Origin of the sequence: Caldanaerobacter subterraneus subsp. tengcongensis MB4 (assembly GCF_000007085.1) — a bacterium.
GTDB classification, from domain to species: Bacteria; Bacillota; Thermoanaerobacteria; order Thermoanaerobacterales; family Thermoanaerobacteraceae; genus Thermoanaerobacter; species Thermoanaerobacter subterraneus.
This window is the reverse complement of the sequence record NC_003869.1, coordinates 672,420-697,256: the sequence shown is the minus strand read 5'-3', so window position 1 is coordinate 697,256 and position 24,837 is coordinate 672,420. Positions and strand designations below refer to the sequence as shown.

The window sequence follows — 24,837 nt, the reverse complement described above, 5'->3', positions numbered from 1 at the left end:
TTGTAGTCCGCCTTTCAGGTTGTCCCAGCCCCAGCAGGCGGTATTTGGGAAACCTAGCCCCTGCCCCAAGAAGCAGGAACTAACGCATCTACAGGTCTCCCTACTTGCCCTGAATTAATAATTCTTTCAGGACAGAGAAGTCTCTTGGCACCTTCTCAGGGGAGAGTGGTGTTACCACCGCTACCTTGAGAACTTGCCAGAAATCATGGGCACTAAAACTTGTTCCATCCAGAGGTCTTAGCACCCTTCCTGGCTCACTCTCAAGGCTTTGTAAAATCTCTATTGCTTTCTTTATCTCTTTTAAATGCTTTTTCTTTAAATGTTTGTTTTTGACTGTCTTTTTTTATATGCTCTTTTAATTCTTCTAATTCCTCTACAGTCAATGTGTTGAGAAACTTTACATAATTGTCTGGTATTCTTTCTTCTAATCCAAGTCCTTTTTTCCATCCCGCCTGTACTTTTGCATATACGTACTTTCTTTCACCTACATTTATCCTTAAGAAAATACCATTTTTCATTTATCTCTATTCTTGTGTTGAGATTTCCTTTTTTGCTTTTATCTCCTCTTGAATAGAGATTTCTTCCTTCTTTTGCTATTTAATTTTCATATGCTTTTCCGGTTATATGGTGTTTCCTAAGTTTCTCAAATAACTTTAATTTGTCTTCCTCTTTATCAAAAACAAGTTTAGCTTGGATTGCCAGCATGTTTTTTGCCACCTCTTTGACCGTAAATTCTTGCCGCAAATGAGGTGACTATTGCTATTAAATCTTCTGCCAATTCTTTGTTCATCTCTTCTTTATTCTCTTCTCCACTTAAAACTATAAGTTCTACCCCCAAACTTTCCATGAAAAATTTAAGATATTCAAACCCAAATCTTGCTAGTCTATCAGGGTATTCTACTACAACTTTTTCAACTTCTCCTCTTTTTATCTTGTTCAAAAGCTTTAATAAGCCTCTTCTATTTTCATTTACTCCACTTGCTATTTCGGATATGACTTCATACTGCCATCCTTGGGAATTAGCGTATTCTTCCAGCCTTCTAATCTGATTCTTAAGATATTCTTCTTGTTTCTTTGTGGACACTCTTGCATACAAAACTACTTTAGGTTTTGGTTTTTCTTCTAGCATGCCTAATAACTTCTCTATATCTTCTTTTTTGTACCTTCTTCTTCCTTTTGGTGTTCTAATTGGGGTTATTAATCCTTCCTTTTCCCAGTTTATTAATGTAATTCTGCTTATATCATATAGCTCTTTAACCTTTTTTATAGTTAATAACATTTATCATCACCCAATTAAAATTATATCATTTTTTACTATTAATTTCAACTGTTTTAACCTCCAGATGGCAACAAAAGAATTTCTCCACTGGATAATATTACCTTTACATGCTCACCTTCTTCTACAACTTGTCTTTTTTTATGTACTCTAAAAGGGCAGCGCACATGCACTGCCCTTTTGCTATTACAACTCCAAGAGCACTTCCGGTTGAGAAAGAAGTTCTGCCAGTCGATTTAAGAATCTAGCAGCAGGGGCACCGTTTATTACCTGATGATCTACAGTAAGACTAAGAGTCATAAATTGCGCGGAGCGGATGTTTCCATTCTCAAGGACTGGTCGTTCCACTATTCTTCCAATACCGAGAATTGCAGATTGTTTTGGATATAGCACAGGGGTAAAGAAATCAACACCATAAGTACCCAGATTTGTAACTGTAAAGGTACCCCCTTGTAGCTCTTCTGGCTTTATAATACCTTGTAGAACTGCATCAGTAAGTCGGCGTCTTTCAACAGCCATTTCATTAAGATTGAGTCTATGAGCATTTTTGATTACAGGCACTAGAAGTTCATCGCCACGGGCAACAGCAAATCCCAAGTGAACTTCTGCAGGCACTACCATATCATCTCCATCAATAACGGCCTGCATTACAGGATTTTCTAAAATCGCCTGAACCACTGCTTTATGTATAAGATCCGTTATGTTAGCAGGTGAACCTTTTTGTTTAAGCTCCATGCGGACTTTGATTAACGCGCTTATATCTACTTCCCGCCCTAATGTATACTGTGCAGTTTCTCGAAGACTCTGTAACATCCTTGACCCGACTAAACGCTGGGTAGGAGTGAGTGGTACTCTTCTTGCTGTTAAATTTGTCTTTTCAGAACGCTGAGCAAAATTCTTAACATCTTCCTCAGTAATTCGACCGCCCGGACCAGTACCCGGCACTGCCTCTAGAGGAATTCCCAATTCGCGGGCGAGCTTACGGGCTGCAGGAGTGGCTCTTACATCGCCCGTGTTGCTACTATGGACTTGGGAATCCACTGGAGTACTCTGGGTTGTTCGCTCCGTTTCGCCGTGGAAGTGGGGTGTTTCCTCTGGTGCATGGACCGGAGGTACCGCAGATCCACTACCTCCAGCCACTTCTGTGGATTTTTCTTCGATCAAACAGAGCAGTTGTCCAACCTTGACTACATGACCTTGGGGACATAGGATTTTTGTCAGTATGCCGCTTACTGGAGCCTGGAGTTCAATAGCCGCTTTTTCAAATTGTACTTCCAACAGCAATTCACCTGCTTGTACTGGCTGTCCTTCATCCTTGAACCAATTCACCACAAACCCTTCTATTCCATTTGATACTACGTTAGGCATGCGAAATTCGTATGGCATAAGATATCAGTCCTCCTGCTTTGAAATCTCATTATTATGACCTGAGCAATTCCTTAACTGCATTCACAATTTTAGAACTTGAAGGTAATACAAACTGTTCCAAAGGACGAGAATATGGGATAGGCACGTCTGGAACCGCCAATCTTTTTACAGGCGCTTCCAAGTAGTCAAAAGCATGCTCAACTATAGTTGCAGCAACTTCTCCGCTCATACCATAGCTCAGGTAGTCTTCATCCACCACCAATACTCTGTGGGTCTTTTTTACAGTATTTATTATGGCTTCGCGGTCTAACGGCACCAATGTCCTGAGGTCCAGAACCTCAACGCTTATACCTTCTTTTTCCAGTTCTTTGGCCGCCTCTAATGCTTGATAGACACCCATAGCCACGCTGATTATTGAAACATCTTTTCCTTCCCGTTTTACCTCTGCTTTACCAAACGGGATCGTATAAGGCTCCTCAGGGACAGGGCCCGTGCTGTCCTTAATAAGGGTCATCCATCCCAGACCAAGTAACCCCTTGTGGAACATGTATATAACAGGGTTGTCATCCCGTATGGCTGAAATCATCAAACCTTTGGCGTCATAAGGAGTAGAAGGTACAACTACTTTAAGACCAGGCAGATGAGCAAAAGTCCCCCAAAGACACTGTGAATGCTGCCCCGCATCATTGTAACCACCGCCAACCGCCGTCATGAGTACCAAAGGTACTCGAATATTTCCTCCTGAAAAGTAAGTGTTTTTGGCAATGTGATTATAAATTTGATCCATAGCCACGCCAAAGAAATCTACAAACATTAATTCTACTATGGGACGCATACCTTCCATAGCAGCTCCTAAAGCAGCACCTATAAAACCTGCTTCGGAAATAGGTGTATCGATAACTCTTTCTGGTCCAAATTTTTCATACAACCCAGCTGTGGCACCAAATATGCCTCCATATACGCCTACGTCCTCACCCATGACAAAAACTCTCGGATCTCTTTCCATTTCCAAACTAATAGCTTCAGCAATTGCCTTTGCCATAGTAAGCTTTCGCGAAGTTATCGCAGACATAATTTTCTCCTCCTTTAAATATTATTCAACTAGACCGCAATTCACTATTCTACAAACACGTGAAGTAGGGCTTCTTCCGGCGCTGGATAGGGTGACTCCCGAGCAAACAAGAAAGCCTCCTCAACACGTTTTCGTGCCTCATCGTCTAATTGTTTAAGTTCATCTTCTGTGGCTATGTCATTTTCAATAAGGTATTTCCTGAACCGCTTAATTGGATCATTTTGCTTTAGACGCTGAACTTCGTCCTTAGGTCTATATACTTCTGGATCACCCTGGAAATGTCCAAAGAAACGATCTGTTTTAACTTCAATAATAGTTGGTCCTCCTCCCTGACGTGCTCTCTCTATTGCTTCGCCAGCAGCTTCGTAAACAGCTAAGACATCGTTCTCTCCCACGTATACTCCAGGTATACCATACGCAACTGCACGGTCAGCATTTTGACTGATAGCTGTAGACTTTTCTTTTGGTACAGAAATTGCCCAACTATTGTCCTCACATACAAACACCACCGGTAGCTTCCAAATTGCAGCTAAGTTAAGTCCCTCATGAAAAGTACCCTGATTTGCAGCACCGTCACCAAAAAAGGCCACAGCTACACGCTTTTCTTTGCGCATTTTGAAAGCTAGAGCTGCTCCTACTGCTTGTGGAATGCTAGCACCAACAATGCCGCTACAGCTGAAGTGTACATCAGGGTCAAAGAGGTGCATGTGACCACCTTTGCCGCGGCCTAAACCGGTAACTTTACCAAATATTTCTGCTGTCATGCGTTTGAGGTCTACTCCTTTTGCAATAGCAAAGTGGTGAGGCCGGTGAGTACCGACTACAGCATCCTCCTTTTTAAGGTGCATGCATACCCCTACAGCTACAGGCTCCTGTCCTGCAGCTAAATGCATCTCACCAGGGACTGGGCCTGAGGCAATGTTGAATACTGGGTATTTCCCTTCCTGATAGGCTTCAGCCATGGTTTCCTCATATAATCGAATTGTAACCATCTCAAGATACATACGCATAAGAGTTTCTTTAGGAATGTTCATACCTCTTCACTCCTATCTATTTATAATTTTTTCAATTTTTTGCAATATATTACCCTGCTTTATAATGTCAAAGAAGGTGAATATGTTTTAATTTTTTGTTTTTGTTACATCCCCCCTTTTAGATTTTGCATTTTGCATTAAATATATTCTTGCAAAAAATATGCCAGCACCCATTATTGAGTGCTGGCATATTTAACTCTTGATTTTTACGAGAAATTATGAAATCTTAATTTGCTTCTTTGTAACTTATGTCTCTTTTTGTAACGTTAGATTTTGGAACACTATAACGAGTCTTTAGTCCATATTTATAAAGCTTCCTATACAAGGTGTTCCGTGCTATGCCTAAGGCTTTAGCAACTTTAGTTATATTACCTCCATAATGTTCGAGAAGTCGACTAATCTCCTGCTTTTCCAGTTCAACAAGAGAGGTAGAAGAAAAGCTATTACTGTCCTCGCGTATAGTTTGAGAACCAGATAAGTAAGACGGCAAATGACTAGCAGAAATTGTATTATCCTCTGCTATATTCACTGCCCATTCTGCCACATTTCGTAATTCCCTAATGTTTCCTGGCCAGTCGTAATTGTTTAATAAAGACCAAACTGATGGATCAATATTGGTAATAGTTTTACCTAATTTTTGTGAAAATTTATTAACAAAATGTTGAAAAAGAAGAGGTATATCACTTTTGCGTTCTCGTAACGGGCATAAATGAATAGTGAGAACTCTCAGGCGAAAATACAAATCCTCTCGGAATTTTTTCTCTTTTACTAACTTCGTTAAATCCGAATTGGTCGCAGCAATAATTCGAACATCTAACGGTATCTCTTTATGCCCGCCTATTCGAACTACCTTTTTTTCTTCCAACACTCGTAAAAGGTAAACCTGTATATCCATAGGCATATCGCCTATTTCGTCTAAAAATAAAGTACCTCCTTGGGCTTGTTCAAATTTGCCTGGCTTGCCCTCTGGCCGTGCACCGGTAAAAGCCCCACCTACATAGCCGAAAAGCTCACTTCCAATTAATTCTCGCGGCAAAGCACCGCAATTTATCGCCACAAAAGGTCCTTTTCTACCGCTAGCCTCATGAATGGCTCTTGCAAAAAGGTCTTTCCCTGTCCCTGTCTCTCCTAAAATGAGAACTGGTGCATCGCTCTTTGCTGCAATTTGAGCTAATCGTATGCTTTCACGCAAACAGGGATGATTCCCTAATATTACTTCGAATCCTTTTAAGGCTGGAGGAGAGCTTATATAAAATTGACTACCTTCATGCATTTTTAGAGCTATTAGAGCCGCTACATTTTCATTGTAATAACCACTTATAGGTGAAACATCTGCGCTACACCGCAAGATACCTTTTCTACTTTGCACTAATATTTCCTTGTTTTTTACACTCTGCCGCGCTTTTATGAGGAATAGGATTTCCTGCGAATTGTCAAATATTTCATCAGCTTTTCGTCCTATTAAATCTTCTTTTTTCCATCCCAAAACTTTCTCAGATGCATAATTAACCTTGACTAATCTTCCTGTATTATCTATCACTAATAAGGGATCAGGGTTGCTTTCTAAGAAGTATTCTGAGAGTTGTCTGTAAGTTAAAGTTTCTTTAAAGGCTTTACTCTGCTTCAAATTGTTTTCAATCGCAATTGCAGAAGATACTATAGTAGCTAATGCCAGTTTATTTTCTCGGTACCAAGGTCCCGAAAGGTCAATAACTCCAATAAGTTTTCCTTCCGGACTAAAAATTGGAGAACTAGCACATGTCCAAGAGTGAAGTCCACGGCAAAAGTGCTCAGCCCCAGTTACATCAAGGGCTTGTCCTATAACCATTGCGGTTCCTATCCCGTTAGTGCCAACTTTATCTTCTCGCCAGCATGCACCGGGAATGAAATTGGTTTTCCGAGCTAGGTCTATAGTTTCCTTGTTATTCCCTAATGTTTCTAATATATAACCGTCCTCTCCTACTAAAACTGCGAGAAAACCATAGTCACTGGACAGCGATAAAAGCTTTTCCATAACCGGCCTAGCAGCTTGAATTAGTTCTTCTTGTCTTTCTCTGGCTTCTTTTAAAGCAGAACCCTCGATAATCTCTTGTCCTTGTTCCTGGTACGGATTGACGCCTGCAATTTTGCACCTTTCCCAAGATTTAAGTATTTCCGATCTAACGATTTGTTTTGAGATAGTCATGGTGTTTTGAAAGTCGTTCCATTGATGCCATACTTCTTCATAAACTCCATAAAAATTTTCTTTCATTCACCTCTCCCCCCGTACCACGTTATATCAAGATAAACCCCTAATTTAGGGAGTTATCAAACCTTACAATACTTGATACAAATAGATTTGAGAAAAAGAAGGCTTCCCCCTCTTTGGTGTCAAAGGTAAGGGTTACCGAAACCGAAAACCCACAAAGGAAGAAACTCCATTATTGTATTTCGACAGCCCCTACGCAATCTCCTTCTTCCTTCTCTATTAAATTTTTGCTTGAAAATTTTTCTTGTAGCTTTAAAGCACTTCAAAGCTGTATGTCACTTCGATGCAAATGGAAGCTATACTGTAAGCAGGATGCCCGACCAAGCATTCATATCAATCACCCAACAAAGCTCATAAGAAGCATCGCATTTAAAACCGTCACTATTATTCCTATAGTCCACAACAATACCTTATAAAGCAATGTATTTGCAAACTTACCCATGATCTTTTTTGAAGAAGTCAAATAAATGAGCAAAAAGATTGTAATTGGAAGCTGTACACTTAAAAACATCTGCGAATAAACTAGTCCTTGAAAGGGGCTTTTTACAAAGAATATTATTAGCACTGCAAAAATATATGTAATTCCTACGCCAACTTTTGTATGTGCATCGTGTATATCATATGGTTCTCCATATATCCCCGCAAAAATACTTCCGCCTGCCATTCCTGCTGTTATAGAGGAAGAAATTCCTGCAAAAAGAAGAGCCAAAGCAAAAACCACTGCTGACGCATTTCCCAAAAGAGGTTTTAACATCTGCTGTGCCTGATTAAGCTCCATTACGGTTACATTATTGGTAAAAAAAGCCGATGCCGCAACAATAATCATAGCACTGTTTATCCCCCAACCTATTATCATAGAAAAGATAGTGTCAAAATACTCATAATTAAGCTGTTTCACAATGACTTTCTCATCTTCTAAATTCCACTGCCTGCTTTGTATTATCTCCGAGTGCAAAAACAAATTGTGGGGCATAACAACAGCACCAAGCACACTCATAATTATAGGCATAGAACCTGCTGGAAATTCTGGTTTCACCCAGCTTGAAGCTACCTCTGCCCATTTCACATCAATTAGCGAAAGCTCAAATATAAAAGAAATGCCAATAAGAGATACAAAACTTATAATCCACTTTTCCAACTTTTTATAGGAATTTGTATAAAGCATCCATGACACAAAAACAACAGTAATCAAACTTCCTATCTTTATCGGTATCTTAAAAAGCATTTGAAGAGCTATCGCGGCACCTAAAATTTCTGCCATCGCCGTCAAAATCGCCGCAAAGACAGCTGAAATAAGAACTAACCTCGAAGTAAAAGGCTTTAAAAACTTAGTTGCAGCTTCAGACATGCAATAACCTGTAACTATACCCAGATGTGCAGCATTGTGCTGGAGTATAATGAGCATGATAGTAGATAAAGTCACCATCCATAAAAGCTTATAACCGTAAGACGAACCTGCAGCAACATTAGAAGCCCAATTTCCCGGGTCAATAAAACCCACAGTAACCAGTAGCCCAGGACCTATGTATTTAATAAAATCTAAAGCCATAAGTTTAGGGCGATGTTCACCTTTAAATAAATTTTTGACTTTTGTAATCATTTGTTCACCTCATTTTAAAATTTTAATCTGCACCTTTTACAACTGCAAGAGGCACAAATCGGGCATTCGTGAAAGCTTCGTCCTGATCCGTGATTCACAGAATAAGTAATAAAAAATAGCGCACAAACGCGCTATCTCATGGCAATTTGTTTCCCGCAGACCTATATAAAGCATACCATTCCTCTCTTGTAAGTTCAATATCTGCTGCCTTACAGATATCTTTTAATCGAGCTGGGTTCGTTGTACCAACAATAGCCTGTATTTTTGCAGGATGTCTTAAAATCCACGCAATAGGTATAGCAATACTGGGTACTCCTTTTTGTATAGCTATCTCATCAATTTTTTCATTCAATTCCTTAAATTTCTCATTCCCCAAGAAAGTCCCCTCAAAAAATCCATACTGGAAAGGAGACCATGCTTGTATAGTAATTCCTTTCAACCTGCAATACTCCAGGACACTTCCATCTCTATTTATCGCTTGATCTACCTTCATATTCACATTAAAACCAAAATCAATCATACCAGTATGAGCAATACTAAACTGCAACTGATTTACAATAAGTCTTTGATTTAAATATTTACTCAAAAGCTCAATCTGCATAGGGTTGAAATTGCTCACACCAAAATTTCTAACCTTTCCACTGCTATGTAATATCGAAAATGCTTCTGCAATCTCTTCGGGTTCCATTAAAGTATCAGGTCTATGCAATAGCAAAATATCTATGTAGTCTGTATCTAGCCTTTTTAAACTTCCCTCTACAGACTTTAATATGTCTTCCTTTGAAAAATCGTAATAGCCATTTCTTATTCCGCATTTTGTCTGTATAATAATTTTTTCCCTTAAGCCCTTTTTCTTTTTTAAAACTTTCCCAAATACCTCTTCCGACTTTCCTGGTTACCCAAACTGTACAAAAATGTACAGTTTAGATAGCTGGGGTATTTGTAGTCCGCCCTTCAGACTTTCCCCAGCCCCAGCAGGCGGTTTTTGGGAAAGTCATAGCCCCTGCCCCAAGAAGCAGGAACTCACGCCCTTAAGGGTCTCTCCACTTACCCTGAATTAGTAATCCTTTCAGGGTAGAGAAGTCTCTCGGTACCTTCTCAGGAGAGAGTGGAGTTACCACCGCTACCTTGAGAACTCGCCAGAAATCATGGGCACTAAAACTTGTTCCATCCAGAGGTTTTAGCACTCTTTCTGGCTCACTCCCAAGGCTTTGTAGAAATTCTATTGCTTTCTTTATCTCTTTTAAGTGTTTCTTCTTTAACTTTTTGTTTCTGACTGTTTTCTTTACGTACTCTTTTAATTCTTCTAATTCTTCTACAGTCAATGCGTTGAGAAACTTCATATAATTATCTGGTATCTTTTCTTGCAGTCCCAACCCTCTTCTTGCTATTACATAGGCTGCTGCTATATCTTTTGTTATCATATACTGCGGTGAATATTTTAACATGCCTATTATTGACGTGTAAGAAGGGTCTACCTCTATTACTTCTATCCCTTCTCTCTTTGCTAGTGTTTTTATTTTTGAAAGAAGTGATTTATAGCTAAAGTTATGTCTTATTCTCCTTGATTTTCTCCCTGAAAAGTCTCCTTTTTTGCCTTTTTCTTTTATGTCCAATTTTTCAATTACTATTGCTTTTCCTTTCTCTTTTGCTATCTTTACTATTTCATGAGCATAGTGCCATCTGAAATATTCTTTTTTGTCTTTACTGCCACTTACAAGCTCTGGCATTGGTATATTCCCATAGCTTATTAGATTCCCTTTTTCATCTACTTCTGTCCATGATATGTTGTCTGGATATGCATTTATGTCTATTCCTATGACTCCTTTTTCTTTTGTTATTTTTATTTCTGGATATTTTTCTTCAATAGCAAAATAGGCGTATATATTGCCATTTTTGAGTTTTAATTCTACAGAGTAGGGTATGTTTGATTCTGCAATCTCCTGCAGAAGTTCTTCTCTTCTCTTATTCTTTTTATAGCCTGCTTCTATTCTGGCATATACATATTTTCTTTCCCCTACATTTATCCTTAAGAAAGTGCCATTTTTTCTTACTTCTATTCTTGTGTTGAGATTTCCTTTTTTGCTTTTATCTCCTCTTGAATAGAGATTTCCTTTTCTCTTCTCCTGCCACCTAATTTTTAATTTTTCATATGCTTTACCATTTAAATGATGTTTTTGAAGTTTTCTAAACAGTTTTTTCCCGCCAAAAATGACTTTTCTTGGACTTTTACCTAGTTCTTTCGCAGATTCCAGTGTACTCCTTGCTTTCATTATTGCATCATCTACATACCTTGAGTTTAAATTGAATACCTGGGGTAACTTCCTTTTTAAATCTGCTCTTTTTTCTCCTTCTAAAAGTCTGTTATATGCAAATCTCATACAAGAAGACCATCTTCTCATTAAGTCTAATACTGTTTGTTTGTCTTCTTGATTTAGAGAAATGAGTTTAGCCTGTATTACTATCATGTTTTTTGCCACCCCTTTGTCCGTAAATTCTTGCTGCAAAAGATGTTACTATTGCTATTAAGTCTTCTGCCAGTTCTTTATTTGCGTCTTCTTCGTTTTCTTTCCCGTTTAAAACTATAAGCTCCACCCCAAAGCTTTCCATGAAAAATTTGAGATATTCAAAGCCAAATCTCGCTAGTCTATCAGGATATTCTATTACAACTTTTTCAACTTCTCCTCTTTTTATCTTGTTCAAAAGCTTTAATAAGCCTCTCCTGTTTTCATTTACCCCACTTGCTATTTCGGATATGACTTCATACTGCCATCCTTGGGAATTAGCGTATTCTTCAAGCCTTCTAATTTGATTCTTAAGATATTCTTCTTGTTTCTTTGTGGACACTCTTGCATACAAAACTACTTTAGGTTTTGGTTTTTCTTCCAGCATGCCTAATAACTTCTCTATATCTTCTTTTTTGTATCTTCTTCTTCCTTTTGGTGTTCTAACTGGGGTTATTAATCCTTCCTTTTCCCAGTTTATTAATGTAATTCTGCTTATATCATACAGCTCTTTAACCTTCTTTATAGTTAATAACATTCATCATCACCTAGTTAAAATTATATCATTTTTTACTACTAATTTCAACTGTTTTGACCTCCTCCGTATATATCAGCGTGGTCAAAAAAGTTTATGCCCTCTCCCAAAGCAGTATCAATAAGCTCTTCTACCTGCTTTGTAGGTTTATCGCTTATTCTCATGCACCCCAAAGCTATGGAAGAAGCTTTTATCTCATTGCCAATATTTATATACTTCACCTTTTACACCTTCTCCTTTCAATTTCAATCAATGATTTTCTCCCCATTTTCCAGATTAATCACATAAGCTCTGTCTTTCTCAATTTCAACAAACCCAATGGAATTTATTTTATCCTCCCTCTTGCTGAGAGAAGTGGAACCGGGATTTATCAGAGTACATTTGCCTATCTTTTTCACAACAGGGATGTGAGTATGGCCTACAATAAAGTAGTCTAAACTGTATCTTAAAATGAGCTTTTCTATTTCCTCATCAGTCAGTAGATGCCCGTGATTTACCATAATCTTTTTCCCTTCAATTACGGTAAAAACATAAGGTGTAATAGGCACATTAATAACCATCTGGTCTACATAGGCATCACAGTTTCCCTCCGCTATGAGGATAGAAATCTCGCAGGAATTTATCGCCTCTGCCAGCTTTTTAGGGTCGTACCCTTCCGGGAGGGGATTTCTAGGACCATGATACAGCACATCCCCAGCGTGCAGTATAATATCACATTCTTTCAAAAACCTAAACGCCTTCTCCCAGGACTTATAATCCCCGTGAGTATCACTTACAAGTCCTATTTTCACAAATACCACCTTCTTCAAACTTTGTATTTATCAAGCTCCTTCTTAAAGTTTGTAACAAGTGTCTCCATCTGCTTTATCTGCTCTATAAATTCCCTTATTCTGTTTGAATACTCTGTAACATTGGCACTCATTTCCTCAGAAGAAGCCGAATTCTCTTCTGAAATAGCAGCCAGATTTTCCAGGTGTCCGAAGACCTCTGAAAGCTTCTCTGCCTCTTCATAAAGCCTGTTTGCAGATTCGACTATCACGCTTGATATCCCTGCAACCTCTTCTGTAGCCATTGTATTTTTTTCTACCACCTTCTCCAGAGTGGAAATGCTCTTTTTAAGCCTTTCAAACTGGGCACTTATCTTCTCTGCTAGATTCTCCACCTGACCTGTAAAATTGACTAAGCTTTCTGTTATGGTCTTTACCGCATTTTTCGAATTTTCAGCTAAATTCCTCACCTCTTCTGCTACCACGGCAAACCCTCTTCCTGCTTCTCCTGCCCTCGCCGCCTCAATAGCCGCATTTAGCGCCAGCAAATTAGTCTGATCTGAAATTTCCTCTACAGTAGTGACTATTGCCATGATATCTTTAGCGCTATCTGAAAGCACCTTGCCCATCTCATATATACTAGAAAAATCCACTTCTACCTGTGATAATTCCTTGGCAACATCTGTTACATCGGTATTTGCCCTTTTTATATTTTCTATAGAATTTTCCAGTTTTTCATTGCTCTCCTTGCTAGTTCCTGCAATCTCATTTATCTTTTTTATATTTTCGTCCAGTATTCCGACAGCCCTTTCTATCTCTTCTGCCTGATGAACTGTAGAAGAAGCTACATCATTCACCACAGAAGATATATCTTCAGACACCTTCTTCATGTTCTCTGCAATCTCATTAAACCTGTGAACAAAATTGTGCATGTCGTCTGTGCCGCCTTTTAAAAACAGCATGTCCTTCTTAATAGTATCTTTTACGCTGTTTAACTCCTCTGCAATAGCTTCAAAAACGTCACCGCTTTCTAGTTTAAACTCCTCTTCTAAATTTCTGCTTCCCATGATTTTTACAAATTCATGAAGATTCTTAGCAGGCATATTCAAAATATAAGAAAATATGTACGTAAAAGCTCCTATTATAAATGCGCCAGAAAAGCTTTTTAGAAGGTCCCATGAAGATACAAATCCTACCACCAAAAAGCCTATGATAAAGCTCCATAAAGCAAGTTTAAAAGAGTTGCTCCTTATAAAGCCAAAGCCCAGTATCTTTCCCCAGACATTTTTCTTATACTCAAAAACGGGGTTTTTAAATTTTATCCTGACTTTTAGCCTTGAAAAGCCATCTTTTTCGCCTCTTTCGACCTCTTCCACTGAAATTTCTTCCTTGAAAAATTTAGAACTACCCTCTATAAGCCCTAAAAAGTAATCGTACATCTTTCTTTTAGAAACGTACTCCATTTCAATGGCATCTTTTGCAACAGGCTTTGCAATAAGCCTTGGAGGAGTGGCTCCTTTTATCATCTTGGTAAGCTGTAGGTGTACCTCATCCATCATCATTAAAAAATTCACTAGCCTTCTCCCTGCAAAATAGGAGGGAAACCATTCGCTGAAAGTTTTTATGTTCTGCCTTCCTACCTCTCTCCATATTTCGTTGACATTTTTACCAGTTTTTTCACTCACCTTAGCAAAAATTCTCCTAACCTCATCGTCATCAATATCCTCCAGAGGTGTAATTACCCTATCTGGTTCCCAACCCACACTTTTTAAAGATTCATCAACCACATCATTCCCGTAAAGGTCCCTCAGGGTCTTTATCCATGTCCCGACGATTGTCCCCTTCATTTTCTCACTCCCCAGTAAATAGTAGTATTATCCTTAATTATTTTCGGCAAAAAATAATTTTATTTTACTGCTTAACTTGAACAATTTTTCTCTTTTCAAAAGTTTCACCTTCTATTTTTTCAAGTTCTTCAATAACCTTCTTTACCGATTCTTCATCTGCCTTTTCAATATTTACAACAGAATAAAAACCTTCCTCCATCTGAGGAACCTTTAAAATCATTACCTTCTTTCTCATTTCCTCCTCAGGTACTACCCACTCTTTTTCTCTCATGGCATTTTGTTTAAACACTGTCTCCAGAGGAGGATTGATAAAAACAGCTAACACAGGCTTTTTAAACCACCCAGCCCACCTTACCCATTTATATCTGCTTCTTCTCGTAAGATTTGTCGCATCTAAAACTACTGTCTTCCCCAGCTTTAAATTGCCTATAACAGCAGAATGCACTATAGACCACACCTGCTTTTCTACCTTCGGCTCAAACACAACTCCAAAAAAGTATTTGCGAACCTCATCAGAACTTACTACAACTATATCAGGACGTTTTTTCTTGAGCTCTGCCGCAAAAGTTGACTTGCCTGCACCTGGAAGCCCTACAAGAAGGACAAGAGCCCCCATTCCTCTCCCCTCATTCTTTTTTATTTAACTCTATTTTAACAAGTTTGAACCGTAAAACAAAATTTTTTCTATGCCATTGCTTTTACAATCACCTTTATGGCCGTCTCTATAGCTTTTACCATATCACTTAAAGACATATAAGGAGTATTAGGCTTTTCTAGAACTTGTTCTGGTAAATAAGGTATATGAATAAACCCTGCTTTAATGTTCAATTTGTTTTTATGGATGTAATTTAGAATTCCGTACATTAGATGATTGCACACATAGGTACCTGCAGAATTAGAAACAGATGCTGGTAGGTTTTCTTTTTTTATCGCTTCTACTATTTCCTTTATTGGAATAGTAGCAAAATACGCTGGAGGTCCTTCAGGGTCAATCGGGATGTCAATTGGCTGCTGCCCCATATTATCAGGAATTCTAGCATCATCAATATTGATAGCTACCCTCTCGACACTTATATCATATCGTCCACCAGCCTGCCCAATGCTTAAAACCGCATCAGGATTAACTTCCTTTATCTTTTCTATTGCTTTTTCCACAGAAACATAAAAAGCAGTGGGAACTTGAAGTTTTATTATTTCCGCTCCTTCTATATTATCTTTCAAATTCTTTAACACCTCATAAGAAGGATTGACACTCTCCCCTCCAAAAGGGTCAAAAGCCGTAACAAGAATTTTCATAGTTTCTACCTCCTCATTTTCATCTATTATTCTCTCCATATTCTTTCTCTCTTCTTCTGGCATCCTTGCCATTAATATCTTTTTAAACCATGCTTTAAATAACAAAATCTCATCTTCATCCAATTTCTTTAACGTGTTTGACAATTCTCTAAGTCTTGTCATCATTTCTTCGAATTCTACCTTCTGTTCTAATAAAAATACAGACGCTATTAAATTCTCCAGCCTCAATAACTCCTCCTTTCGTATACCTATTTACATCTATCAGTATATATTTAAAATCTACTGCATATTCTCCAAAAGTTTCATAAGAATTTAGGATTTCTTTATAGCTTGTCTTTGCTGTCCATTTACGACTCCCATTGTACAGTACTATCGGCACTATAACTGGTAATTCAAAATCTTTCCTTCTTGATTCTTTTTTTGGCACGTCTTTTAATATGCTCCTCCATATCTCTACCATGTATAAAAGTAATATATAGAGTTAGTAATAACATTTCATAATAAAAAGGAATCATAAGCAAATTTAATATTTTTATTTACATCCTCAATATCAAAATCCCTATACCCTTGATATTTGCCCCAAATTAACATATCCTCATATTCTGGATTATTTTTATCAGAAATTATCTCCAAAAATTTATCATAGCCATATTCACCGCCTACATCTTCAGGCGGGGCGTTTCCTTCTCCATCAACACAAATAGCATAATTCTTATCATAATCCTCTATCACTCTTTCTACTTCAATATAATGTCGCCAATCATCTCCAAAATCATAGACATATTGCAGCCTTTTGTATTTTGGAATATACTCTGATAGTCTTATCCCCTTTTCTAATTTCCTCTCTATACCATCTTTCCTTGGATAATCAAAGGCTTCCTCATCGCTAACCAAATTTACAACTGGTTTGTATCCTGCTTTATTATAAGCAGGATGATTAATAAAATAGTTGATATCAATATGCAAAATATCCCATCTCTCATCCCCATAAACAAAAAATTCGTGAAGATGATAATCCAGCCAGCCAAAAGCAGCCTGAAGTACCTTGTGAAACTGTGTAAATGTACTATTTAAAGGGACAATGAGCCTACGCCAAATATTATGATTTTCCATTTCAAGTGTTACTTTTAACTCTACTGCCCTGCATTTAAAAATGGGTCTACCTGCAAAAGCTTCTAAATCTTTAAACATTTCTTTACTTGGAGATATATATCCTTCTTCCTGTTTGCCCACCCAATAACGGCTTGTCTTTTTGCTTACAAAAGTTTGATAAATTGTATTGTCCAAAAGTAAATCTTCATATAAGTACACCACATTACAAGCCGTATTCATTTTCCCTACATAACTACTATTTTTTGTTTTCCCATATAAAACTTCTCCCGATTGTCTTATGTACTCTTCCACAATTTCTTCATCAATACATTCATCCACTAACGTCAGTCGAATAGCATTTAAAATAATTTCATCAAACCTTTTAAAATCCTTCGCTTTAAGTCCATATAAAACAACCACATATCTGTTTTTATCATTTACAAGAACTACAGTCTTTCTTCGATTTAATGTAATTAAATTCGCATGCCAGGAAAATAGCAAATTTTTTTCTTCATATGCCACAGGTTTTCTCTCTATCACATCCAACAACTTTTTTGTACATTGTATTAACATAGCCTATCACACCAATCTACATAAAAATTCTATTTATCTCAATTTTCTCAGACAAGTCCCTGTGTCCCCTTACCCTCATAACCATATCATAAAAAACTTTAATGCAATCTCATCCATCCTCTACTTTTCTTTGTTTTTAAAAATTATATAAGAATATACAATGGGTACTATAACAGCAGTAATTAGCAGCACAAACATAAAAACAGTAACCCATGTACCTCTGAAAAAGGAAGCAAATAAGCCAATAATACCTGCAATGAGCCATAGTTTTTCAGCTAGCTGATGTGTATTATTCCATACCTCTTCATCTGCTAACGTCCAGGGAGTTCTTATACCTACAAAATAATTATGGCGAAGTTTACCCATAACACTCCCAAAACCAATCAACATAAAAGGAATAATAAGATTGCCCATTCTATTTACATCAATTCTATAACCTAATACAGAATATGCAGAAGCAAAATATACTGCTGACAAAATAATTACTACAACTGCTCTTATCATTCTATAAGCTCCAGCAAATTTGTCATAATTGGCTCTTTTAGGATCAATAATAGGTACACATAACATTACAAAATATATTATTGTAATGATAGAAGGCAAAATAAATATATCATGTTTTGGGCCAAAACTGTCTACTTGACCCGAAATGTTCCAATGTATTGGAATTTTAGCCGGTAAACGTCCAAAAATGGCAAATGTAAAAATCCATATTAATATGATAATGCCAATTAACCACAAATCCTTTTTTATTTCGTATTTGACATTGTAGTTTTCATCCATACTACATTAAACACTCCCCTCATGTTGTATGACAACCCTATTCCTCTGTAAATAAATCTATTGCAAAGTTCTCAATAGTTTTTTTGCTTGGTACAGAAGACTTTCCTCCCTGCCTCATTAACTATTCAATTAATTAATTTAATCTAATTTTTGTCAATTCATTTTAGTTAGGTATTATATTGAATCAAGTATTTTTTCTACGAGCATTCTAAATACTTTCTTGTCGTCTTCACGTATTTTTACAAATGGGTCATATTCAGAAAATGGATTGTCATACATCATTCCAATACTTAATATATCAGCAAACACCTCTCTTTGTTGTTCTGGTTCTAATAAATCAATCTTTGGCATACAAAGCTCTTTTAAAAAAAGTATTATTTCTTCAGGCACAACTTTAACATTTTCGGTATATCTAGCATGAAGTGCATGTCCTAATTCATGAAAAAATACAGCTTCCGGTGCGGGTGTATCTTCTAAATTAGATTTCATATTGTAAAGGAAAAAGTGTTGAATAATTTCCTTACCATAGGGCATCACCAAGCATTCACTATTATATTTTCTATGACTATAATTTAGCAAAATAAACATGGGCTTTCTATCAGCAAACACTTTTTTTGAAAAACTAAATTTTTCATCCAAATAATGCATTATTTCTTCAATCTTTTCTTTAGTTATTCTTTTACCGACTGGTTTTTTAAAGTCTGATAATATCTGATTTCCATATGTCTTTATAGATTTCAATGTTTTAACAGGAGTATCTTGTTTTGGTATTGTCAATGCAACATATTTCCTAACTGCATCTATACCTTCATATATAAGATATTGCGAGTCGTTTTTGTTAATTATACTATCAAATACATAATCCAAAAGCCCAAAATATTGCAATTGTTGATAGAAAAATTTTACAATTTTCGCCCTATTTTTTTCCTTCAGAGCCGACTCTGCAAAATCAATTAGTAGTTCTCCCCAAGTTAATAAATCGTCACAATTAATTACAGCATTAATCTTATCATAAATATTCATATGTCATCTATTCCTTTCAAAATCTGCAAGATTTTTAACCCTTGAATAATTTCACTATTTTGGTTAGTCAATGTTATGGCCTTTTCCAAATAAAGCAAAAAGTAACAACAGCAATAACTCTCACTTATCGGAGGGAGATAAAAATTCTAGGGAGTGGGTCTATCCTCATGATACATGAACTCAGAGTAAAAGGCAAGAGTATTCGTGCAATTTCACAAGAAACAGGGCATTCTCGAAACACAATAAGAAAGTATCTCAGAGCAGAGGGAACCCCCTGAAGGAAACCCATCCTAAGATCAGTTCAAACCTTAACTCTACCAATTGACAGATTTACAGACTAAAGAGGGAAAACTTAAAGCCTTTGCCTCTTTATACTTATAAGCAGCAAAGGATTTGAAGAATAGGGTGAACTAATGGGGGATCCAGTTCTTGCAACTGCACTATTGGACAGATTGCTGCACCATGCTCATATAATCAACATAAGAGGTAACAGCTATCGTTTAAAGGATAGGTTAAAGATTGGTCTTTATTACGGTAGTCCAAACGGTAAGGCTTAAATTAAAAAAACGCAGGGTAGGTCAATTTAAAACCGTTGAAAATGGGTCAATTCTAATCCGCTATTGACAGATTTGACAATTCTTTAATAATAAACATTTAACTACTTAGCTTCATCTAACATCTTTACTATTTTTCAAGCTTTAAGAATAATAAAAAAACCACACATTTTTGTCTTTTTTATCCTGCCTTATTTCGCTTATTGTATAATTTTGGTTTTTATACTCCTCTGCAACTTTTTGAGCATCTTCCTTTGTACCCAAAATCCTTACATACATTTTACCATTTGAAGTTTTACCTGTTGTAACTTGGTATCTTTCTCTATTTTTTTCTTTTTCTTTACTATGCTTCTTCTTCCATTCATCATGATCTAACGGTTTAGCATTTTTTACAGCTTCAATAATCAAATTAATATCCTCTTCAGATATATTTTCTCCTTTTATTTTTCTAATTTCTCCAGCAGCTTCCATTCCTCCAATAACAACGGGCATGCTGCAATCTTTGGCTTTTACCCATTTAGCCCGTTTAAATATTACAATTGGATGTATATGATCTTTAATTCTTTCATGTAAATCAGGCAAATTTTCTTCTAACCATTTTTTAAACAATTTAACATGCCTCTCATTTTGTTTGGTAGGGCTTTGAACTTCAACCCACTTATTACCTTGTTTCATACGCCATTTATCTTTTGTCCCTAAAAAAGCCCCGTCCCATGACTTTGTCTCTAATACAAAAATTCCGTTCGTATTTAACACAAGATGGTCAATTTGTATAAACTCGTCAGGCTCTACTTCTAAAACAAGGTCATTTATAACAACTGCACTACTTGGAAGCCACAAATGTAATGCCCATCCTACTGAATTTTCACCACTACTTCCCTGTTCTTTTTCAGAAATACGCCTCCATGTATAAGCAACATCTGCAATAGGTTCTAAAAGCCAACCAAGGAAACCTTCACTAATCTTTTCTAAATGCTTTTGTTTTTCTCTTTCTTCTTTTTCTTTGATTTTTTGATAAAAAAGTTTTTTTATTTCTTTATCCTGTTCGATAAAACGGGCACACATTTTTCTCCCCCATTTTTTAACATTTATCTCGTACAGATGAATCCTCTATTTCTGTTTTTTCATATAACACGGAATTAGAAATTACAGGCGAAATACAATAACAGCAATAGATATGTAAAAAATATAACATCTCTCCTTTATACCAGGTGTTTCACTATATTCCTCAGTTCTTCTATTTTACTCGAATGAATTTTACCATTTAGATAATGCCACATTACATTAAGGGGCTTTTTCTCTTTCCTATTAGGTGGGGGTTCTTTTATCCCAAGAAAATTTTCTATGTTTTTATCAAAAAAGTATATTCTTTTTGTATATTTATTTCTTTTCTTTTCAATGAATTCATTAATAATTTCATGAATGCTTTGATTCTGATCTTTATCAGCTAAAACCGAATGATAAATACCTAATTCCCCAAAAAGGTTCATATATCTGTGGATATTAAATTTCCCCATAGCATCCAGCACGTAGATTTTTTTTGCTTTCAAATCATGCCATTCATTTTTAATCAGATAATCAATAAGAACTTTTTCTGTAGCACCTTCACAAATTAACACAACTTCAGCAAAAAATGCCGAACATCTTTCAGCATCAAGCCACAATAAATACCTGATTGCTTCTTCTTCCATGCGAGTTTCATCCTCTGTATCGCCCAGTATTTCCTTGATTTTTCTTTTTGTATTTTCATCAACTAAAGGATCCTTTAATTTTTCTTTGAAGACATTTACTAATTCATTATTCCGTTCAATTAAAATCTGCTGAGATTTTTTAGATATTTGGAAACTTTCAGTCACGCCTTCTTCTCTTTTTGTCAACTTTAATAATGAAGGTATCTTTTCTATATTTTTGCTTACAAAAACAGGAGAATGAGTAGAAATAATAACTTGTTGTGTTTCTTCAGAAGCCAAAGATTCTAAACTAAAGTTAAGAAACTCCTGCTGACTAGGATGTAAAAATGCTTCGGGTTCCTCGAATAATATTAAAGTAAGATCCGGTGAAAAATCCTTTTTTTCAGAAACACTTTTCTCTTTGTATTGTGCAGAAAGACTAATTAAGACATAAATGAGATGCCTTTGTAATCCTTGACCATACAAACTAACATCCATTTCTTGTTCTAAAATTTTATCAATAAGATTATGGGTAACTAAATTTTTTATTATGTCTTCTGCCCCTACAGGGTTTATAACTAAGTTAAATTCTACTCCCCATCCTTCAAGATTTTTATTAATTTCTTTTCTAAAATTTTCTAGAGAAACACCGTCTTTAGACGCCTCTTCTTTAAATTTCTTATTAAAATCTTCAAACGCTTTTTTTAAATCCTCAAAAGAATTACTTGTTTCAATAACTTTTTTTACTACAAAAGATAACATGTTCCTTAAAGGAGAAGGACCTGTAAGTTTCAAAGTTTCTTCCGTTTTAGTTACTGCTGGAATATAGATAACAGAACCAAGTTTAGCCTGGGAAATATTTTTCGCCCCATAGAACAGATTTTCTGAAAGCTTCCCATTTTCATAAGCATATATGTTACTTTGATTGGTTTTAACTTTTTTATTATCTGCTGATTTAAGATATTTTCTTACTTTAAGAATATTACCTGGATTTTTATATTCATCTTTTAGATTTTTAAATTCCTCATCTGTTAGCACATATTCTATCTCAATCCAACTCTCTTCATCGTCAGTATGAAACTTTGGGAAATCAGTTGCTTCATTAAATTTAATTCCATCTTCATAAAAAATTCGCAAAGCTGTTAAAATATTCGTCTTCCCAGAATTATTTGCACCGATAAGAACGTCATAATCATAAAGATCAACTCTCAGATCTTTTATAGATCTAAAATTATGAATTTCCATAGATTTTATTTTCATTTAGATTCTCCTCTCTGTGAAAATTATAAATTATCCGGATATAGTAATTTTAAATGTCATTAGTAAGCTTTCTTCTTAAAAGTTTTAAAATAGTGTTAAATTAAAGAAAAATTCCCACTTTTTTGTACAATGTCTTCGCATTTCATATCTTTCCCTCTCTTTAATTCCTATTTTACCATTTCATCCTTCAAAATCCAACGCAAAATATTATAAAAATTCCGTCATTTTTCGACAAAAATAAAAATAGGCTAAAATACTCTATTATGTTACAGGTACGTTTCCCATGCCTAAAATAAAACTACAATAAACCTTATCCTTTTTTCCCTACTGCAACCTCATCCTCTACATATCTCACCCTATAATACTCAATCGTCTCTCTTAACCCATCTTCCAAACTATACTCCGGTTTCCATCCAAGCACATCCAAAGCTTTTTTATTATCAAGGTAACTATGCATTATATCTCCTTTTCTAGGTTCTGTATAAATAGGCTTCAAAGAAGTATTCATGATTTTATTCATTATCTCAACAAGCTCATTTATACTTGTAGGCTTATTCGTGCTTATATTTACAACCTCATTATCTCCCCTCTTCAATGCCAAAAGATTGGCTTTAGCCACATCTTTTACATAAACAAAATCCCGCGTTTGATTTCCATCTCCAAAAATAATAGGTCTTTCTCCTTTAAGCATTTTATCTATAAAAATAGATATTACTCCGCCTTCTCCTTTTGGGTCTTGTCTTATACCGTACACATTTGCATAACGTAAAATTGTATATTTTAATCCATACAATTGCTTGTATACCTCAAAATAATGCTCTGGTGTGTGCTTTGATATGCCATAGTAAGACTCACGGTAATATGTCAATACCTTAAAATTGGAAAATAAAATTATCAAAGCAAAAAAAGACAATAATACCCTTAGCCAATTAATATGGTAAAAATTGGCTTCAAAAGTAGCAATTAATAGGTTTTAAAAGACAAAATTAACTCTTCACCGCCCCTTTGTAGATTTGGCCTTTGCTCAGCAGTGCAAAGACCAGCCTAACAAGTTTGCGGGCAGTCAATACCAGCGCTCTCTTATGCTGGTGCTTTTGAACCTCCTGATACTTGGTCTGATAATAGGCCTTGTATTCCTCGTTGTGCACCCGCAACGAGTTTGCGGCCATGACCAAGTAATAGCGGAGGTATTTGTTCCCGCTCTTTGTCAAACGACGCTCTTCAGCGTCAAAGTCGCCCGACTGATAACGGGTACAGGTGAGGCCAGCATACTGAGCAAGAGAAGCTTCGTTTTTAAAACGCTTAATATCGCCTATTTCAGCGATTATTCCTGCAGCCGACACATCGCCTAAACCCTTAACTGTAGTAAGTGTTTGAGGGATAGCTTTAAGCTCTCTGGAAATAACCTTATCAAGGCTTTTAATCTGCCTTTTGAGATGCTCAATGTTTTGAAGAGTTAAAGAAAGAGCTATCTCACAGGCCTGTTCCATTTTAGAGTTTAGGCGGTAAGCACGGTTTGCGGCTTGCTTTAGAGCAGTAGCGATTTCTTCAGGATTAGTGAATCTGTTTTTTCCGTGAGACTGAATAAACTCTGCAAGTTCTTCTATGGATATCTGAGCTATTTCATCAGGGGTAAATTCTTTCAGGACTTCAATGGACGCTCTGCCAAAGACGTTGGTAAAGGGATTATCCTGTTTGTAATTAGAGAATTTCAAAAAGAGCAAATTCAAAGCTCGATTTTTCTCATCAACAAGGAGTTCGACAAGATGTAATCTAAGCCTTGTAAGCTGACGCAAAGGTGCAGTAACAGAAACTTCATGGCTGTATGGAGTAAGATGTCCAAAGCGAAGCCTCTCAGCAATTATATAGGCATCTAAGTCATCAGTTTTAGGGAGTCTTGAGCCGAAAGCTTTTTTAAACCCGGATACAAGAGAAGGATTAATTTCATACACCTGGACCGAATAAGGCTTTAACTGAGGTGCATCCAAAAGGAAATCTCTAAGTGGAATACTGAAAATAGAAGTAGCTTCTAATCCAAGATTAAGTTGCGAGACATTGGATTTAGTTGCTAGTGAAACTAAAGTATCCACCAGCGCATTTGCGCCCTCAGCATTATTGGAGAAAGACCTAGCAGGAGAAAGTTGATTACCATTTTCATCGATGCATACGAGATCCAGCTTAGAGGCACTGACATCGATGCCTGCAAAGATAACCTCTGAGCCACCAGATATCCCTCCTTTGGTTGGCCAGGATTAGGGGCGTGCCCTGCGGGTGCGGTACCTAACAGCCTCGCGGGCGATAAGAGCTTGACAGGGCAACCGGGGGTACACCCCTA

Annotated in this window: 19 protein-coding genes and 7 pseudogenes; 2 read left to right on the top strand and 24 right to left on the bottom strand. The window is 36.6% G+C overall.

Translation table 11 applies throughout. The features are described 5' to 3' along the window. Positions 1–100: 100 nt before the first annotated feature. From TTE_RS14160 to TTE_RS03240, 20 genes and pseudogenes are all read right to left on the bottom strand, one after another. Positions 101–729 (bottom strand): annotated as a pseudogene (locus TTE_RS14160) (hypothetical protein); the annotation flags it as partial. Beyond that, entirely contained in the window at positions 686–1,279 is a 594-nt protein-coding gene (locus TTE_RS03320; RefSeq protein WP_011025094.1) for an IS607 family transposase, read from the bottom strand. The gene TTE_RS03320 and the pseudogene TTE_RS14160, both read right to left, overlap by 44 nt. Positions 1,280–1,462: 183 nt before the next feature. Next, a complete protein-coding gene (locus TTE_RS03315; RefSeq protein ID WP_226990186.1) occupies positions 1,463–2,317 on the bottom strand; it encodes a dihydrolipoamide acetyltransferase family protein in 855 nt (284 codons plus the stop codon). Positions 2,318–2,446: 129 nt separating this feature from the next. Continuing rightward, positions 2,447–2,644, bottom strand: a pseudogene (locus TTE_RS14155) (lipoyl domain-containing protein); the annotation flags it as partial. A gap of 52 nt (positions 2,645–2,696) precedes the next feature. Then, positions 2,697–3,716 carry an alpha-ketoacid dehydrogenase subunit beta gene (locus TTE_RS03310; protein ID WP_011025092.1) on the bottom strand — a complete coding sequence of 340 codons (1,020 nt, stop codon included), beginning with the start codon at positions 3,714–3,716 and terminating at the stop codon, positions 2,697–2,699. A gap of 44 nt (positions 3,717–3,760) precedes the next feature. Beyond that, positions 3,761–4,750 carry a thiamine pyrophosphate-dependent dehydrogenase E1 component subunit alpha gene (locus tag TTE_RS03305; RefSeq protein WP_009610936.1) on the bottom strand — a complete coding sequence of 330 codons (990 nt, stop codon included), beginning with the start codon at positions 4,748–4,750 and terminating at the stop codon, positions 3,761–3,763. A gap of 226 nt (positions 4,751–4,976) precedes the next feature. Then, a complete protein-coding gene (locus TTE_RS03300; RefSeq protein ID WP_011025091.1) occupies positions 4,977–7,001 on the bottom strand; it encodes a sigma-54-dependent Fis family transcriptional regulator in 2,025 nt (674 codons plus the stop codon). 334 nt (positions 7,002–7,335) lie between these two features. Further along, positions 7,336–8,598, bottom strand: coding sequence for an Nramp family divalent metal transporter (locus TTE_RS03295; protein WP_011025090.1), 1,263 nt, complete (start codon positions 8,596–8,598; stop codon positions 7,336–7,338). Between the two features lie 136 nt (positions 8,599–8,734). Next, a pseudogene (locus TTE_RS03290) lies at positions 8,735–9,490 on the bottom strand (aldo/keto reductase family oxidoreductase); the annotation flags it as partial. Positions 9,491–9,629: 139 nt separating this feature from the next. Then, complete coding sequence (locus tag TTE_RS03285; protein WP_011025089.1) at positions 9,630–11,066, bottom strand: IS200/IS605 family accessory protein TnpB-related protein; 1,437 nt, start codon at positions 11,064–11,066, stop codon at positions 9,630–9,632. Beyond that, positions 11,047–11,640: an IS607 family transposase gene (locus tag TTE_RS03280; protein WP_011025088.1), complete on the bottom strand. Its 594-nt coding sequence runs from the start codon at positions 11,638–11,640 to the stop codon at positions 11,047–11,049. Before TTE_RS03280 ends, TTE_RS03285 begins: the two co-directional genes overlap by 20 nt. 56 nt (positions 11,641–11,696) lie before the next feature. Further along, a pseudogene (locus TTE_RS13720) lies at positions 11,697–11,858 on the bottom strand (aldo/keto reductase family oxidoreductase); the annotation flags it as partial. Positions 11,859–11,882: 24 nt separating this feature from the next. Next, positions 11,883–12,428 carry a phosphodiesterase gene (gene yfcE, locus TTE_RS03275; RefSeq protein ID WP_011025087.1) on the bottom strand — a complete coding sequence of 182 codons (546 nt, stop codon included), beginning with the start codon at positions 12,426–12,428 and terminating at the stop codon, positions 11,883–11,885. A 14-nt stretch (positions 12,429–12,442) separates the two neighbouring features. Then, entirely contained in the window at positions 12,443–14,251 is a 1,809-nt protein-coding gene (locus tag TTE_RS03270; protein WP_011025086.1) for a heme NO-binding domain-containing protein, read from the bottom strand. 64 nt (positions 14,252–14,315) lie between these two features. Next, positions 14,316–14,867: an ATP-binding protein gene (locus TTE_RS03265; protein ID WP_011025085.1), complete on the bottom strand. Its 552-nt coding sequence runs from the start codon at positions 14,865–14,867 to the stop codon at positions 14,316–14,318. 68 nt (positions 14,868–14,935) lie between these two features. Beyond that, entirely contained in the window at positions 14,936–15,547 is a 612-nt protein-coding gene (gene pcp / locus TTE_RS03260) for a pyroglutamyl-peptidase I (RefSeq protein ID WP_011025084.1), read from the bottom strand. 148 nt (positions 15,548–15,695) lie between these two features. After that, positions 15,696–16,007 (bottom strand): Rpn family recombination-promoting nuclease/putative transposase, encoded by a 312-nt coding sequence (locus tag TTE_RS13425; RefSeq protein ID WP_011025083.1) that lies wholly within the window; start codon positions 16,005–16,007, stop codon positions 15,696–15,698. Between the two features lie 35 nt (positions 16,008–16,042). Next, positions 16,043–17,212, bottom strand: coding sequence for a plasmid pRiA4b ORF-3 family protein (locus TTE_RS03250; protein ID WP_011025082.1), 1,170 nt, complete (start codon positions 17,210–17,212; stop codon positions 16,043–16,045). Positions 17,213–17,332: 120 nt separating this feature from the next. After that, positions 17,333–17,995 carry an SdpI family protein gene (locus tag TTE_RS03245; RefSeq protein ID WP_011025081.1) on the bottom strand — a complete coding sequence of 221 codons (663 nt, stop codon included), beginning with the start codon at positions 17,993–17,995 and terminating at the stop codon, positions 17,333–17,335. 174 nt (positions 17,996–18,169) lie between these two features. Further along, on the bottom strand, positions 18,170–19,018 hold the full coding sequence (locus tag TTE_RS03240) for a hypothetical protein (RefSeq protein ID WP_011025080.1): 849 nt from the start codon (positions 19,016–19,018) through the stop codon (positions 18,170–18,172). A gap of 143 nt (positions 19,019–19,161) precedes the next feature. Here TTE_RS03240 and TTE_RS13715 point away from each other — a divergent pair. Together TTE_RS13715 and TTE_RS13420 are read left to right on the top strand one after the other, a co-directional pair. Then, positions 19,162–19,293 (top strand): annotated as a pseudogene (locus TTE_RS13715) (IS21 family transposase); the annotation flags it as partial. 96 nt (positions 19,294–19,389) lie between these two features. After that, a pseudogene (locus tag TTE_RS13420) lies at positions 19,390–19,575 on the top strand (ATP-binding protein); the annotation flags it as partial. A gap of 141 nt (positions 19,576–19,716) precedes the next feature. Here TTE_RS13420 and TTE_RS03235 read toward each other — a convergent pair. From TTE_RS03235 to TTE_RS03220, 4 genes and pseudogenes are all read right to left on the bottom strand, one after another. After that, complete coding sequence (locus TTE_RS03235; protein WP_011025079.1) at positions 19,717–20,637, bottom strand: nuclease-related domain-containing protein; 921 nt, start codon at positions 20,635–20,637, stop codon at positions 19,717–19,719. Between the two features lie 137 nt (positions 20,638–20,774). Further along, the gene (locus tag TTE_RS03230; protein ID WP_011025078.1) at positions 20,775–22,502 is read right to left on the bottom strand and encodes an ATP-dependent nuclease; all 1,728 of its coding nucleotides are present in this window, start codon (positions 22,500–22,502) and stop codon (positions 20,775–20,777) included. Between the two features lie 310 nt (positions 22,503–22,812). Further along, positions 22,813–23,352 (bottom strand): annotated as a pseudogene (locus TTE_RS03225) (NAD-dependent epimerase/dehydratase family protein); the annotation flags it as partial. A 136-nt stretch (positions 23,353–23,488) separates the two neighbouring features. After that, positions 23,489–24,733 (bottom strand): IS110 family transposase, encoded by a 1,245-nt coding sequence (locus TTE_RS03220; RefSeq protein ID WP_050724070.1) that lies wholly within the window; start codon positions 24,731–24,733, stop codon positions 23,489–23,491. Positions 24,734–24,837: the final 104 nt, after the last annotated feature.